Source organism: Enterobacter cloacae complex sp. P38RS (assembly GCF_014930775.1).
Classification (GTDB): domain Bacteria; phylum Pseudomonadota; class Gammaproteobacteria; order Enterobacterales; family Enterobacteriaceae; genus Enterobacter; species Enterobacter bugandensis.
The window spans coordinates 126,840-140,884 of record NZ_JADBRS010000014.1 but is presented as its reverse complement, the minus strand read 5'-3'; the positions used below and the strand labels follow the sequence as shown (position 1 = coordinate 140,884).

Annotated in this window: 12 protein-coding genes; all 12 read right to left on the bottom strand. The window is 57.0% G+C overall.

Annotated features, from left to right (window positions below; translation table 11 throughout):
- Positions 1-6 precede the first annotated feature (6 nt).
- The 12 genes from IM303_RS16475 to tssM all read right to left on the bottom strand — a co-directional run bounded on the left by IM303_RS16475 (position 7) and on the right by tssM (position 14,044).
- Positions 7-1,005, bottom strand: a complete 999-nt coding sequence (locus IM303_RS16475) for a hypothetical protein (protein WP_193360090.1) — start codon at positions 1,003-1,005, stop codon at positions 7-9.
- 16 nt (positions 1,006-1,021) lie between these two features.
- Entirely contained in the window at positions 1,022-1,819 is a 798-nt protein-coding gene (locus tag IM303_RS16470) for a PP2C family serine/threonine-protein phosphatase (protein ID WP_023336024.1), read from the bottom strand.
- Complete coding sequence (gene tagH / locus IM303_RS16465; protein ID WP_193360089.1) at positions 1,816-3,576, bottom strand: type VI secretion system-associated FHA domain protein TagH; 1,761 nt, start codon at positions 3,574-3,576, stop codon at positions 1,816-1,818. The genes IM303_RS16470 and tagH overlap by 4 nt, the downstream gene beginning before the upstream one ends.
- 90 nt (positions 3,577-3,666) lie before the next feature.
- Positions 3,667-4,083: a hypothetical protein gene (locus IM303_RS16460; RefSeq protein ID WP_193360088.1), complete on the bottom strand. Its 417-nt coding sequence runs from the start codon at positions 4,081-4,083 to the stop codon at positions 3,667-3,669.
- Positions 4,077-5,066, bottom strand: coding sequence for a hypothetical protein (locus IM303_RS16455; RefSeq protein ID WP_047367785.1), 990 nt, complete (start codon positions 5,064-5,066; stop codon positions 4,077-4,079). Before IM303_RS16455 ends, IM303_RS16460 begins: the two co-directional genes overlap by 7 nt.
- A 72-nt stretch (positions 5,067-5,138) precedes the next feature.
- The gene (locus tag IM303_RS16450; protein ID WP_008502640.1) at positions 5,139-5,621 is read right to left on the bottom strand and encodes a type VI secretion system tube protein Hcp; all 483 of its coding nucleotides are present in this window, start codon (positions 5,619-5,621) and stop codon (positions 5,139-5,141) included.
- A 177-nt stretch (positions 5,622-5,798) separates the two neighbouring features.
- On the bottom strand, positions 5,799-6,221 hold the full coding sequence (locus tag IM303_RS16445) for a T6SS amidase immunity protein Tai4 family protein (RefSeq protein ID WP_048998701.1): 423 nt from the start codon (positions 6,219-6,221) through the stop codon (positions 5,799-5,801).
- A gap of 338 nt (positions 6,222-6,559) precedes the next feature.
- Positions 6,560-8,059, bottom strand: a complete 1,500-nt coding sequence (gene tssC / locus IM303_RS16440) for a type VI secretion system contractile sheath large subunit (protein ID WP_006810956.1) — start codon at positions 8,057-8,059, stop codon at positions 6,560-6,562.
- 3 nt (positions 8,060-8,062) lie between these two features.
- Positions 8,063-8,587, bottom strand: a complete 525-nt coding sequence (gene tssB, locus IM303_RS16435) for a type VI secretion system contractile sheath small subunit (protein WP_008502644.1) — start codon at positions 8,585-8,587, stop codon at positions 8,063-8,065.
- A gap of 75 nt (positions 8,588-8,662) precedes the next feature.
- Positions 8,663-9,679, bottom strand: coding sequence for a type VI secretion system protein TssA (gene tssA / locus IM303_RS16430; RefSeq protein WP_048998699.1), 1,017 nt, complete (start codon positions 9,677-9,679; stop codon positions 8,663-8,665).
- Between the two features lie 11 nt (positions 9,680-9,690).
- Positions 9,691-10,407, bottom strand: a complete 717-nt coding sequence (tagF, locus tag IM303_RS16425) for a type VI secretion system-associated protein TagF (RefSeq protein WP_028013492.1) — start codon at positions 10,405-10,407, stop codon at positions 9,691-9,693.
- A 16-nt stretch (positions 10,408-10,423) separates the two neighbouring features.
- Positions 10,424-14,044: a type VI secretion system membrane subunit TssM gene (gene tssM / locus IM303_RS16420; RefSeq protein ID WP_048998698.1), complete on the bottom strand. Its 3,621-nt coding sequence runs from the start codon at positions 14,042-14,044 to the stop codon at positions 10,424-10,426.
- Between the last annotated feature and the right edge of the window lies 1 nt (position 14,045).

Below are 14,045 nucleotides of genomic sequence, written 5' to 3'. Positions count from 1 at the left end.
CATTCCTTAATTCGCCGCGCGCCAGGCGCCCACTGCCGGATCGCGCAGCTGAGGACGCAGGGTATCAATCAGAACGATATTCAGCGGGGTGCCTGGGGCAACCCAGGCGCTCCAGGTTTTCTTCACCGCCGCAATACGCGCCTGCAGTTTTGCATCGTCGCTGGCAGTCTCGCGGGAAATTTCTACCGCTACCGTGCCGTTGCTCTTCCAGCTGTTCAGGGTGCTGTCGTAAGGCAGGATCATCCAGCTCTGATCGCTGTCTGACGTGCTGAATACCATGCGCTCTTTATTGACGGAGGTGATCAGCGCGTTTTCCGGATCGGCGCTCTGATTCAGCCCCATCACCGGGAAGCCGTGAATGTAGGTCACCGCCATCTCTTTCTGCCCGCCGTTGCGGGACTGCGACACGACGGTGTGACCGCTCAGCCAGCTGCCGTTACCGCAGCGGGTGGTGTCAGAATCCGGAATAAAGAGCGCCGGAGCGGACGCGCCGCCCTCCCAGAAGGTGCGCAGGTGGCAGCCATCCTGCAGGGTAAACTCCTGCCACGGCGTGCGGTCGGCGGCAACGGTGCGGGAAGCCACGTTCTGATCGGGTGGCAGTAACGCGCCGCTGGCTGGGGTTGCGGTGACGGTCTCGGCAGGCACGGCCTGCTGCTGTTTCACCACCAGCGCCCAGTCCTGCGCTTTAGCTGCCGTGCCCTGCGCCAGCGTCGTCCCCTCGGGATCGTTGAGCGTCCAGCTGAGTTTATTCACTTTGCTGCACTGGTGTTCCAGCAGCGAGCCAAGGCGCGGCACAAAGTTTTCCAGCACGGAGACGTCTTTCTTGCCGTTCGCCACAATGCGCAGCGCCACCTCAGGCTTACACCAGCTCTGCGGGGTGTTGTCTTTGATGTTGTCGATCCAGATATCCAGCTTCTGCGCAGGAGACTGCACGATGCGGAAATTTTCAGCCTGCGCGGTGGAGGTCGCCGCCAGAAGTGCCAAACCCGATAGCCAAAGTTTCATATCGTTCCTTGTGTGTCTAATCAGTTCCGCAGGGAAGAAATTGTGCTGCATCAGAGAGGGTGTGCAGCAAAGTGGTGTCCTGAGGGTTGCCCATCCATACCGCCAGGGCGGTATAGTTATCCTGCGCATTCCCCTCCTGCTCGCCATTCTTTTGAATGATTTGGTTCATTAAGGTCAGCCACTCCTGCGGCGTATTGACCATGTGCAGCGACTGCTTCATTTGCTCTTCGCTGACGCCGTGCCAGAACCCGTCGGTGCAGAGTAAAAAGGCATCGCCGTCTTCTACCTGCACCACGTCGCTGTAGCTCGCTTCCGGTCCGCCGTTTTCAATTCCCAGCGCCAGATAAAGCAGGTTGCTGTTGAGATCGTCCGTCTGATGCCCGGCATCCTTCATCTGCTGCACCAGACTGTGGTCCGTGGTGACGTGCCACAGCCACCCCCGGCGAAACAGGTACAGGCGGCTGTCGCCGGCATGCGCCCAGTACGCCAGCCCGTAATCCCGGTCAATGAAAAGGCTGACCAGCGTCGTGCCCATCCGGCGATAGTCCTGAACGGCCTGCTGTTCGCTCAGAATGGTGCGATTCGCCGTCTGCACGTAGTCGCGGATATGCTGCGCGTTGAGGTGCTTGTCGCCATCGAAGCGGGAGATAATGCTGTTACGGGCCAGTTCCGCGGCGACTTCACCACCGGGCAGACCCGCGATGCCGTCGCAGACGACAAAGCAGGCCGAGCGTTCCCCTATGGTTTCTCCCGTCTGATCCTGGTTGCTGGCGCGCGTCCCCTGGCGGGAGAGAGAAGCGGTTGCGATATTCATTTGTCTTCCGATCCGCTCTGTGAGTCTTTGTACTGATTCACCTCCATGTCATACGCATGAAGGAAGGCTTCGCCGAACAGGGTGTGGAAGTCATCCTCAATCTCGCCCGCCGTCTCGCCATAGCTACGAACAAAATAGTCCCACAGGGCGGCTTTGCGGCTGCCCGGCAGCGCCAGACGCGAGGTCATGCCGTTCTGCTTCGCCTGCTCCTCCAGCTGTTCCGGGTTAAAGGACTGCAGCATCGCGGCGATGATGGCGCGGATACCGGAGATCATTCCCAGCTGGTGCGCCTGCAGGTCGATCAGCGCGTCGCGCACCGATTTGGTCGGCGGCATAAAGCCCGGCATCGGGGTGCCGAACATCTGAATTAAGACGGTTTTCCCGGTCGGCAACAGCTTGAACGGGTTGTTGGCATCGTCCAGCACCATGGTCATATCGGCTTTTACGCCGCGTTTCAGGATGGAGCGCGACGAGAGCAGCGCCACGGTGCCCTGCGAGAACATGCCGAGAATCTGCCCCAACTGACGCATATTTTCCCGGTCAAACTGCGGAACAGGCTGCATTTCGCTCAGGCCCATACCTTCAAGCAGCGCCTGCAGCAGCTCGCCCTGCAGCACTTCACCCTTCTCGCCATTATTCGGGCTGGCGGTTGGGGATGCCGCGTTATTGACCGGGTCGATGCGCAGGCGCCCCTTCGGTGCCTGAGCGCTGCTGCGCGCAACGGCCTGCGGCGTAGGCATGGTGAAGCCTGCGTAATCCGGCCGCGCCGGCTCTTCTTCACGTGGCGTTTCCTGCGGCTCTGGGGCGAACAGCGGAGAATCGGCAAGCACGTCCTCTTCCTGCTCCGGTTCAGGCGTTGGTGCTGGCTTTTCGTCTGCAATATCATCCGGGTGGGTTAACGGTGCTCCGCCCATCAGCCCGAGCGGGTCATCATTGCGCGCGGCTGGCGCGCTGGCCTTTCCACCGAACAGCGCCAGCGGGTCAAGCTCGTCCGCCGCGTCTTCTTTAGGGGCGGGTTGCCCCTCAACCGGCGGCACCAGCGTGGAAGGCGTCACGTCGTCAAAAATGCTCTCTTTTTTGAACAGCGCTTCGTCGCTGAACAGCGTGTCCGGGTCGACGTTCTTGCGCTCAAGCGTTGGATCGCTGTCGTTGAACATCGCCAACGGATCTTCGGCATTACGCTCCGGCGCGGCGGGCTGGGAGAAGGGATCCTGTGAGGCCGCAGACTGCGGTTTTGCGCGGTTGCTGGAGATGCTGTCGGAGATGGAGAACTCCTGCATCAGGCTGTCCCAGATTTCGGAAGGCACGGCGGTCGGTTCCGCCTTCCCGCGTGGCGCGGGGTTAGCAGGCTTCGCTTGCGCTGCGGGCGCAGCGGGTGCGGCTATCGGACGCGCCTGCTGCTGCATGCTGGCCGCCATACGGCTCACCGGCTGTGTGTCGTGGATCAGTTCGGTCACTTCGATACGGTAGTCATCAATACCGAGAATGTCGCCATCCTGCAGTTCAACCTGACGTCCGCGCTCCAGCGGAATATCGTTTAATACCACGCGGGTGACGCTGCCACGGTTGGTGACGCGGCATTCGCCCTGAGCGTCAACGTGGACAATGGCCTGCAGACGCGAGATGGTGCGGTCATTGTCCGGTAATACCAGATTGTTATCCGTACCGCGCCCAATGGTGCCGCCCGGGGCGTAAAAATCACAGCTGCTTTGCGGCGGCTGATGACCGGGTTTCGTAGAAATAATCGTGAATCGCATGGCGTATTCCTGCTGGTATGATTAGCGCTCAAACGCTGCCGCTCTCGGGAATGAGAACGGCGGGGTTTGGGGGTTAAGAACTGATTAGAGCTATTTGACTAAATTCAGGAAAATAATGCCGATAAGCAGCCATAGTGTAAAAAAAAAGGCCTGAATTTTATAGCATCGATGCAGTTTTAATATCCAGCCAATTCTCTCTTCCGGTAAAGCCTGAACGAATTTATAGGCATCATCCTGAACATCTCTGTCTTTGGTAAACTTCATCTTCACGCCTTTGCGAAGACGAACAAACCAGATTATTTTTTGATAATTCGCCAGCGAACCAAAAAATGATGCGGAATTTGTCACCAGATCGAGATCGTAGCCTTTTTGCCTATATTCTGAAAGAAGTAGATTATATTCAGTTTCGTGTCTTTTAAAATAACGAGAACTAACGAGATCCATGATTACGACAATTATGAATAAAACTACGATCAGAAATAAAAGAATATTTTCTACATTCACCATAGTTTATCCATTACATATTCCGTTGCTCCACCGGCTACTTCGCCACCAACGTATCCACCCGCAGCGGCGCCTACCACGGAACATGCGAGCAACCCTACACCACCTGTTGCCACTCCCAATGCAACACATACGCCAGCGCCAGCCATGGCTCCATATTTTCCGCCATAAATTCCGCCCGCAAGACTTGCACCGAATTGACTGTACTTCTTAACGGCGACTTTGGAGCAATTCTGCTCTCTACCTACTGTACAGGCATCATAAACTTCATTGGTTGTGTTTGCACCAGCGAAGCCGATAGCAAGCCATCCTCCCATTTTCAGGTAACGGGCAGCTTTTGATGCATTGTCTACATATGTTGAATACCCTCGTATCGAGGCAACACCTGCGGTACTCCATTCGTGGACAATTGACCTGCTTGATAAACCTAAAGCGTGCTTGATTTCTTCATAAGGTTTCAGTTTTAGCGTTAGTCTGGAAAGCTTATTTAATAAAACGTCCAGCTCAGAAAAAAGTTTTTGTCTCTCAACAAAAAACTGCTGCCCGATCAATGTCCCTTGCGTTCTGTATTGATTTTGATAAGCCAACTCAATAGCTTTTAATTTCTTTTCTATTTCGCTAAAGTACCTTTCACCCGCATCAGCAACCACCCCGAGGGATTTATCCATAAAATTTGTTAATGCGGCGATGGTATTAAAATGTTTGTTAAAGAAATTGGCCTCATCTGTATTTAGCTCTGACAAGGCTCCATTAACCTTTTGCTTTGCATTTTGTAATTGTTTTAGCTGAACAGTATTCTCAGCACCGGGGGTATTAAGAATTAATATTTGCCCTGGCTTCAACCATGCTGTATCCCTGTTGATTTGCATAAAGTAACGCGCCGCTTCACTATCAGGTTTACTGAACAGAAGTCTGGCCTGGAAATCTAATGTCCCCGCCTGCTGCACAACGCAATAACCCGGGGGAATCATTGATTTTACGCTCATAATTCATTCTCTAAAAAATAAATTAAGCTTTCCGAATAATGACCGGGGATATCTCCCCGGCCACATGCGCAATTACGCTTCTTTGTTTTCTTTGATATTCCAGCCAGCGCTGCTTTCAGCACCTTTACCACCCGACGTGGTCTGCTCCCAGTACTGCTGTTTCACTTTCGCAGCCTGGAATGCATAGGTCACGCCAACGGTATCGCCGTTGTCTGCACCGGTGTACTGAACGGAAGTCACCAGCACATCTTCCAGCGTAATGCGGGAGTATTCCACCTGCTGACCGCCCGCTTTACAGACGGACAGCTCAACCTTAGTCAGGTGTTTACCGCTGGCGCAGTGTTTCAGGATAGCGGTGGTGGATTTGTCGATCAGCGCGTTAACGTGCAGGTCGTTAAAGTTAACTTTACCGGCACCGCCGCCACCGCCAACGCTCATATTACCTGGCTGGGAAGCGCCCCAGGAGAAGGAGGTAATATCAGTCCAGCCGGTGTGGTTAGAATCTTTAGATTCGCCCGTAACACCCTCGACCTTCAGAAACATATCAATAGCCATAATATCTACTCTTCGTGGATGAACAATATTGCTTTCGAAAAAGCACTTATATGGCAAACAGGAAAGCATGGGGCTGAATAAAACCGTCCATATTTTACCTCTGCCTCATATCAAACGACCCATGTCATTTGACAGTCTTACATTCCCCCTGAATGAAAGGAAAGAATGTGAAGTCTTTTACTCTTGTGGATTATCCTGTAACCAGGTGCGGTCAGGATTTCCGATGATTAACTGAGGTGCAAGTTCGTTAAGTTCGTCGCTGTGATAAAGTCGTAAACAGTTTAAGGTTACGCCTTTGACATCGGGTTTTCGCTCTGAATGAAATCCGTTAATTTGATTTATATATTTCCCAATAAGGACATTCACTTTATCCGTGCCATTTTCGGCATCAAAAGGAATCCATTCAATGAATGCACTCGCACTGCGAGCCGCATCAGCAGAAAACTTACTGCCTTTATCTGCCACCTGCGCAAGGCAGCGCGCCAGAACTAAATCTTTTAAAACCTGCCGGTATGTTTGCTTATGATAAAAATCAGGATAGCTATTTCCGGCATTTACATAAGAAGTCATAAACACGAGGAGATAACCCAAATATTTCATCTGATATCCTTTTCTATATACTCAGTAACACACTGACCAGCATGAGGAACTAACATTTCTCTTTCCGCTTCTCTGCAACAACGTATATACCTATCGCTAATGCATTAAGTCCAGTACATAAGGATCCATGCATTACGATTTGCCGGACATCGTCCGGCCAGTTAAATATAAAGAAATAGTAGCCAGATACTGTCACAAATAGCACGAATGAAATAATGAGCAATGTATAACTGATTAAATAGCTGATGAATTTTCTTGTTATCGTTTTTAAAGGTAAATTCATTAGCTATCTCGAATTAACAGTAAAGCTGCCGGCCCCTGCGGGCCGGCAATCGTCATCACGCGTCTTTCGTCTTCAGCGACGGCAGTTTAGAAACCAGACGCAGAGAAACGGTCAGACCTTCCAGCTGGTAGTGTGGACGCAGGAAGAACTTCGCGGCGTAGTAGCCCGGGTTGTCTTCAATCTCCTGCACCTGAACTTCCGCAGCCGCCAGCGGTTTGCGGGACTTGGTCTCCTGGGAGGAGTTAGCCGGGTCACCGTCGACGTAGTTCATCACCCAGTCGTTCAGCCAGCGCTCCATCTCTTCGCGCTCGCGGAAGGAGCCGATTTTGTCGCGCACGATGCACTTCAGGTAGTGGGCAAAGCGGCAGCAGGCGAACAGGTACGGCAGGCGTGATGCCAGGCGCGCGTTGGCGGTCGCATCCGGATCGTGGTACTCCGCCGGTTTTTGCAGGGACTGCGCGCCGATGAAGGCGGCAAAGTCGGAGTTTTTGCGGTGTACCAGCGGCATAAAGCCGTTTTTTGCCAGCTCGGCTTCGCGACGATCGCTGATGGCGATCTCGGTCGGGCACTTCATGTCCACGCCGCCGTCATCGCTCGGGAAGGTATGGCACGGCAGGTTTTCCACCGCCCCGCCGGACTCCACGCCGCGAATCGAGGTGCACCAGCCGTACTCTTTGAAGGAACGGTTGATGTTGGCGGCCATCGCATAGGCCGCGTTCGCCCACGAGTAGCTGTTGTGGTTTGCGCCGTCGGTCTGCTCTTCAAAGTCAAAGCTGTCCACCGGGTTAGTGCGAATGCCGTACGGCAGGCGCGACAGGAAGCGCGGCATCACCAGCCCCAGATAGCGGGCGTCTTCGGATTCACGCAGTGAACGCCAGGCGGCGTATTCGGTGTTCTGGAAGATCTTGGTCAGATCGCGCGGGTTAGCCAGCTCCTGCCAGGACTCCATCTGCATCACGCCCGGCGCGGTACCGGTAATGAACGGACAGTGCGCCGCAGAGCCAATGCGCGCCATTTCCCCCAGCAACTCAACGTCCTGCGGGCTGTGGTCGAAGTAATAGTCGCCGACGATGCAGCCAAACGGCTCGCCGCCGAACTGACCGTACTCCTGCTCGTAGATTTTCTTGAAGATCGGGCTCTGGTCCCAGCCCACGCCCTTGTAACGTTTCAGGGTGCGGCCCAGCTCCTGCTTGGAGATACTCATAAAGCGGATCTTCAGCATCTCGTCAGTTTCGGTATTGTTGACCAGGTAGCTCAGGCCGCGCCAGGCGCTCTCCAGCTTCTGAAACTCTTCGTGGTGAATGATCTGGTTCACCTGCTGCGAGAGCTGCTCGTCGATACCGGCAATCAGGTTCTGAATGGTGCGGTAGGTGTCGTTCGAGAAGGTGACGGTATTTTCCAGCGCCTGCTGCGCCAGAGTCTTGACCGCACTCTCCACGGCAGAACGCGCCTGATCGGTTTTCGGGCGGAACTCTTTGTTCAGCAGCGCGCTGAACTCATCCTGGCTGAACGCCTGACCCGCCTGCTGATCGTGTTGTTGAGTCTGGTTGCTCATCGATTATTCCTCGCTACCTTTCGCACTTTCGTCATTTTTTGGCAACTGGCTCAGGGATTTGAGCAGCGTCGGATCCTGGAGAATTTTTGCAATCAGCTCTTCCGCACCGTTTTTGCCGTCCATGTAGGTCAGCAGGTTAGAGAGCTGCGTGCGCGCCTCCAGCAGCTTGTTCAGCGGCTCAACCTTGCGGGCCACCGCGTCCGGCAGGAAATCGTCCATGCTGTCGAAGGTCAGATCGACGTTGAGCTTACCTTCGCCGGTCAGGGTGTTATCTACCTGGAACGCCACGCGCGGCTTCAGCGCCTTCATGCGTTCATCGAAGTTATCGATGTCGATTTCCAGGAATTTACGCTCGTCGACGGCTGGCAGGTTTTCCACCGGCTTGCCAACCAGATCGGCCATAACGCCCATCACAAACGGCAGCTGAATTTTGCGTTCTGCACCGTAGATCTCTACGTCGTATTCGATCTGCACGCGGGGAGCACGGTTGCGTGCGATGAATTTCTGTCCACTGTTACTCATTGCCATGATGTTCTCCATCAAAGATGCGCGGTGAAGGTGAAACGGCAGACTCCATGCCTGTCGTCATAATGCCAGGACGCGTCATTCGCGGCGTCCAAAGATGTTTTCCAGTTGGTTAACGCCGTCTGGCGCCAGGTCGCGAATAATGTCCATAAAGTTAAGTTCTGACAGCCGCTGCACCCGTTCAATCATCAGCGGCGCGGGGTGGCTCGGTTCGTACTGCGCAAAGTACTGCTTCGCTTTTTCCAGCATTAGCTGCGCGTCGGCGCGGCTGGTAACCTGCACGCTGCGCCAGTCTGTGACCGGCTGAATGGGCTGCGCTGCCGCAGGCTGCGGCTCAGCGTGCTGTTCAGCCTGCGCTTCACGGTTCGGCAGCAACTTACTGATGTCGGTCACCTGACAGGCGCTGGCGACCAGCCCCACGGTTTTCAGCAGCTGTTCCATTTCCGGTACGCCGCTTTCACCGAGATGCCCGATAAGCAGCTCGCGGATGGCCAGCAGCCGTTCGTTAATCACAATGACCGCTGCGGTCCCCGGCTGGTCGCCGCGCGCCAGTTCGTCAATCAGCCTCGGGCGACCGCCGGGATAGTCCGGACACTCGGTTTTACTGCCGTCCAGCAGTGCCTGGGCGTCACGCAGCGAAATTTCATCGCCGTTTGAACGCAGCAGCGAGGCGTTACGTACCGCGACGGTGAGCTCGGATTTATCGCTCAGCCCTGCCAGAGCGTTAATGCGATAGAATGGGTCGGTTTCGCCATACTCTTCCAGCAGCGGATAGAGCGGCTCCCAGTAGCGCGCGATGGCTTCCTGCACCAGCAACAGCCCGTCGGCGTAGCCCGCAAGACCGCGACGGCGGGTCCAGGCGTGGGTTAACGCCAGCATCACGCGAAGATCTTTGGTGCGGCTCAGCAGGCTGGTAGCGAATTTTTCTACCGTGTTCCAGTCCGCAGGCTCTGCCGGGATGATGGTGTCGCCAAACTGCTGTTCCGCTTTGCCCTGACTGGCCTGGTTCATCGCCTGGAAGTCAGCGTCATATTCCAGATTGTCGCCACAGGGCTTGTCGGGACTTATTGGCGCGAGAAATTCTTCGATATTCATGAGATCCCTGCTTATTCAAACATAGGCGGATAGAGACCGTGACGCCCCGGGCGGGCGCCCCCTGCCGGGTCGAACAGCAGGGTAAAAAGCTGGCCGGTGAAGTTGCCGCTGTGAACGTGGGTGTATAGCGGGTAACCGTCGCAGCGGTTGGTCCACCAGTAGCTGGTCTGACGCAGCGGGTCAAAGCACTCTGCCGCCTGCGGCCAGCCCAGCGTGCTTTGGCCGTCCTCGTCGTAGCCAATGACGTCGAGGATGTCAGAGCGCTTCTGCGGCTCGACGGGCTGCGGCGCCGGAATGGACATCAGCATCTCATCCAGCTGCGAGGCGGAAAAGCTGTTACGCACCGCGTGCAGCCCCAGACGACCAATTTGCTGATACCAGCTCTCCGCCTGGCTGAGCAGGCTGGTCGACCACTCTGACGGGGCGAAGCTCAGCTGAATGCAGACCGGGTACTGTCGGCCAACGCTGTCGCGGCCGGGCAGCAGGCAGCCCATCTGGATCATCTGGCTGCCCAGCATCGGCGGGACGACGAAATTCCAGACCGGAGCTTTGGTGAACTGGCGCTCGCCGCTGCGCTGCTCTTCCTGCTGCCAGGCCAGCAGGCCAACCTGAAACCAGTGCGACCACTGGCGCTGTAAGGTGTCAGGAAAGCGACGCTGCAGGAAATCTCCGGCGCTGGGTAATTTGCCATACCAGCTGTAGCGGTTCATCGCAGGGGTATTCGTCATACGGCTGTCCTTGCGGTTATGGGCATGAAAAACGGGGAAGCTGGAACGGGTTGCGGATGCTGTTCGGCGCAAACTCCAGCGTGACCTGATGTCCGTCGACGTTGAAGGTGGCCTGACGGCTCAGGCTTCCCGCGCCCGGGCTGGTGCTCGCTTTGTCAAAAAAGCGGTTGAGCGCCCAGGAGCCGTTGGTCACAAGCGTCGCGGTGCTGCCGTTAGCCAGACCCAGCTGCATACGGACCTGGTTGGTGCCGCCCGGCCCCGGCCAGTTCATGATCTGCACCGCCTGCGGACCGTGGCTGTAACGCAGCAGCTGACCGTCGACATCCAGCGTCAGGTTCAGAATGGTGTTATCCATTCGCACGGTGCGAACCGTCACCTTGAAAGACGGCGTGGTTGCGCCGTTAGCAAAGAAGGCGTCGCGAATCGACTGGGCCTGCTGGAACGGCCTCAGCAGCCCTTCGCTGCCCGGCAGGGTTTTACCGTCGATACCCGGCATAAAGCGCCAGTTTGCCTGCGTCGTATCCACTTTGCTGGTCAGGTTGTCGCGAAAGAAGGTATCCATCAGCCCGGTGCCCGGCGCGAACATGCGGGCGAGATCGTCCGGAGTGACCTCAGTGCTGGCGCTGCGCACCAGCGGGTAGCGACCGGCGATCGCCTGACGGCAAAAACCGCCGACTTCAACGTTGATCCGCTTACGCACGTTTTCCAGATCGCGGCGCTGGGTATCGCTGCTGGCCCCCACCGCCATGTTGCTGAACATGGTTTGCAATCCGCCCGGCAGTCGACCGGCGCTGGCCTGCAGACGGCTGATCGCCTCGCCGCCCGGTGCCGGCATACCGCTGTTGGCGGCGTCCTGCACGGCGGTCAGGTAACGATAAAGCTCGTCCACCTGCTTAAGAAAATCATCAAAGACGATGGTCTTGCCACCCTTCTCCAGCGGCTGGGCCAGCTCAATCATCGGCGCGTAGTGGTCCGTCACCAGCTGCTCCGGCGCCTGAGTAATCGCGGCGGCCTGCGTCGGGGCATTGTCATTATTGCTGAACAGCGCTTCCAGCGTGCGGGTGGCGCGGTTGCTCTGCGCCTGCGCTTTACCGGCATCTTCCGGTGCAGGGGTATCCCGGGAGAGCGTCAGCACCTGGCTCAGGTTCTGCACCAGACGGCGCAGGGGAGAGTTTGCGCCAGAGAGCAGGCGCGCAGTGTTGATGCGCTGGGAGAGATCGGCGCTGTTGTTAAGCTGGATGTCGGCGAGAAAGCGATCCCAGTTCGCGATAAAGTCGCGCATGTAGAGCTGGCGTACGGCGTTATCGATCTGCTGTTTATCTTCCTGCGCGGTCGCGGCGCCCAGCACCCAGGCGTCGTCTTCATGCAGAGCGGTCGTTACGCTGTCAATCTGGCTGTTAAAGCTTTTCCAGTAACCGTCCGGCGTATAAAGACCCGGCACCCCTTCGCTCACCGGCTTACCGCTTTTACGGGAAAACACCAGCTCGCTCTGTGGCCCGCCCAGGTCGGAAAGGGAGACCGGTTTGAGGTTGTCGTCATGTTCCAGCAGGCGCTTCAGGCGACCGTAGACGCGGGTTGAAAGCGGCTGCTGGCCGATCAGCGCTCTTTCACGCGCCACCAGGGATTCGTCCTGCGCGTACGGCGAGGCCTGAATTTTCGGCTCCAGCAGCTGGGTGAGGTGCCATTCGAGCTGCTGCAGCTGCGCCTTCGTGACGTTTTGCGGCAGGTTGCGCTGCAGGTTGAGCATCACCCAAGAGTGCAGGAATTTGCCGTCGTAGTGCTTCGGCTGATAGAGCATCTGATAGGCTTTCAGCGCCTCGTAGCTGTACTCCACGTCGCTGCCGTTATCGTTGCGCAGCCAGGTGGTGATGTGCATAGCAACGGCGGGCAACAGCAGCTGATCCAGCGCCTTCTGGTACAGGGACTGCGAAGCATCGCTGACGTCATCCCCACGGTAAAGCCCCATGCGGCGGGAGACTGGCGGATCGTTGACATCAAACGCGTCGCTTTTCGGCAGGTCCACCAGGCCATTCAGCAATGGCAGCAGATCGAACAGGTCACGCTGCGGCTGGTTCTGCAACGCTTTGCTCTGCTGGTCCAGCAGCGGCACCTTCGCATCCACCTCTTCCAGATAGGCCTTGTTTTTAGCATAGCTGGTGAGCCACAGCCCGCCGAGGATCGCCAGCAGGGCCAGCAGCGCCACGTAGCCGGACCAGATCACCGCCCGGTTGCGCAGTTCCCACCAGCGGTTTTCCCCGGCGATCCCGGCTTCCTGGAAAATAACGTTTTGCAGCAGGTTCTTGATGAAGAAACTCTGGCCCTTCGCGCCCGGTATTGGGGCTTCTTTACTGACCGAATCCCAGTTATCGCGCTCTGCCCCTTCCGGCAGGGAGAGCGCGCGGTTCAGTTCTCCCATTACGCGGTCAAACGGCATGCCTTCCTGCGTCCCGCTGGCGAAGTAGATCCCGCGCGGGGAGAACTCAGTTTCGAAGTTGGAGCGCGCAAAGACCGTGCTCAGGTAGTCCGCCAGCAGCGGACGCAGCGCGGCGAACTCCTGCGGGAAGAGATACGCTTCGGCGCGGGTTTTCGCGTCATGCTCTTTGAGCATGGTTTCCGGCAGCCCGGCATCAAGACGCTGCTGTAACAGAGAAAATTCCTGCTGGAAGTTGCCCATCAGGTCGTAATCGGCGTGTTTGGTCTGCTCCCACGGCAGCGTGAAGCCCCAGATCTGGTCGCGCTGCGCTTTATCGTAGTCGGCAAACCAGGCGCGGAAGCCTTTGAGAAGGTCGGCCTTGGTCACCATCACGTACACCGGGAAGCGGATACCCAACTGTTCATGCAGCTCGGACAGGCGCTGGCGCAGGTTCACCGCCTGCTGGCGGGACGCCTCGGGAGACTGGGTCAGCAGGTCCGAAATGCTGATCGTGACGATGACGCCGTTGATCGGCTGGCGGCGACGGTACTTGCGCAGTAGCCCCATGAACTGCAGCCACTCACCGGCATCCTGCGCCTGCTCGCTCTCCTGGGTGGTATAGCGACCCGCGGTGTCCAGCAGCACGGCCTCGTTGGTGAACCACCAGTCGCAGTTGCGCGTGCCGCCAATACCGCGCAGCGCGGTCTTACCAAAACGGTCGGCCAGCGGGAACTGCAGCCCGGAGTTCACCAGCGCCGTGGTTTTACCGGAGCCCGGCGCGCCGATAATGACGTACCACGGCAGTTGATAGAGATATTGCGTGCTGAAGCGCTGGGTCCACTGGGCGCCCTGGCCCGCTTTGCTGAAGTGCGCTTTTTTAAGCATCTGCGCGGCTTCATCAAAACGGCTGGCGAGGATCTGCTCCTCACTGTTCAGGCGCTGCTGCGGATCCGCCGCCTCCGGGCTGGTGGTGTTCTCGTTGAGCTTGTCCATCAGCTTGCGGTTCAACCAGGCGTTATAAAGGCGCGGCAGAATATGGCCCTGCGCCCACAGCAGGTAGACCACGGCGATACTGATGATGCGGTTCTGTTCGGATTCGAGCGGTCGGGTGTCCACGATGGACAGCAGAGGGCCAATCATCCAGATCACCGCCGCCAGCGCCGTTACGCCGAGGAAGCTCCACAGAATGCGGTTGGTCAGAATGGAAAGAAGTGTAGTCAGCATC

Excerpts from the sequence above, each read along its gene's own strand:
- IM303_RS16460 (WP_193360088.1), bottom strand. The coding sequence starts at position 4,083 with ATGGTGAATGTAGAAAATATTCTTTTATTTCTGATCGTAGTTTTATTC.
- IM303_RS16470 (WP_023336024.1), bottom strand. The coding sequence starts at position 1,819 with ATGAATATCGCAACCGCTTCTCTCTCCCGCCAGGGGACGCGCGCCAGC.
- tssC (WP_006810956.1), bottom strand. The coding sequence starts at position 8,059 with ATGAGCAACCAGACTCAACAACACGATCAGCAGGCGGGTCAGGCGTTC.
- tagF (WP_028013492.1), bottom strand. The coding sequence starts at position 10,407 with ATGACGAATACCCCTGCGATGAACCGCTACAGCTGGTATGGCAAATTA.
- IM303_RS16475 (WP_193360090.1), bottom strand. The coding sequence starts at position 1,005 with ATGAAACTTTGGCTATCGGGTTTGGCACTTCTGGCGGCGACCTCCACC.
- IM303_RS16445 (WP_048998701.1), bottom strand. The coding sequence starts at position 6,221 with ATGAAATATTTGGGTTATCTCCTCGTGTTTATGACTTCTTATGTAAAT.
- tagH (WP_193360089.1), bottom strand. The coding sequence starts at position 3,576 with ATGCGATTCACGATTATTTCTACGAAACCCGGTCATCAGCCGCCGCAA.
- IM303_RS16455 (WP_047367785.1), bottom strand. The coding sequence starts at position 5,066 with ATGAGCGTAAAATCAATGATTCCCCCGGGTTATTGCGTTGTGCAGCAG.
- tssM (WP_048998698.1), bottom strand. The coding sequence starts at position 14,044 with ATGCTGACTACACTTCTTTCCATTCTGACCAACCGCATTCTGTGGAGC.
- IM303_RS16450 (WP_008502640.1), bottom strand. The coding sequence starts at position 5,621 with ATGGCTATTGATATGTTTCTGAAGGTCGAGGGTGTTACGGGCGAATCT.
- tssA (WP_048998699.1), bottom strand. The coding sequence starts at position 9,679 with ATGAATATCGAAGAATTTCTCGCGCCAATAAGTCCCGACAAGCCCTGT.
- tssB (WP_008502644.1), bottom strand. The coding sequence starts at position 8,587 with ATGGCAATGAGTAACAGTGGACAGAAATTCATCGCACGCAACCGTGCT.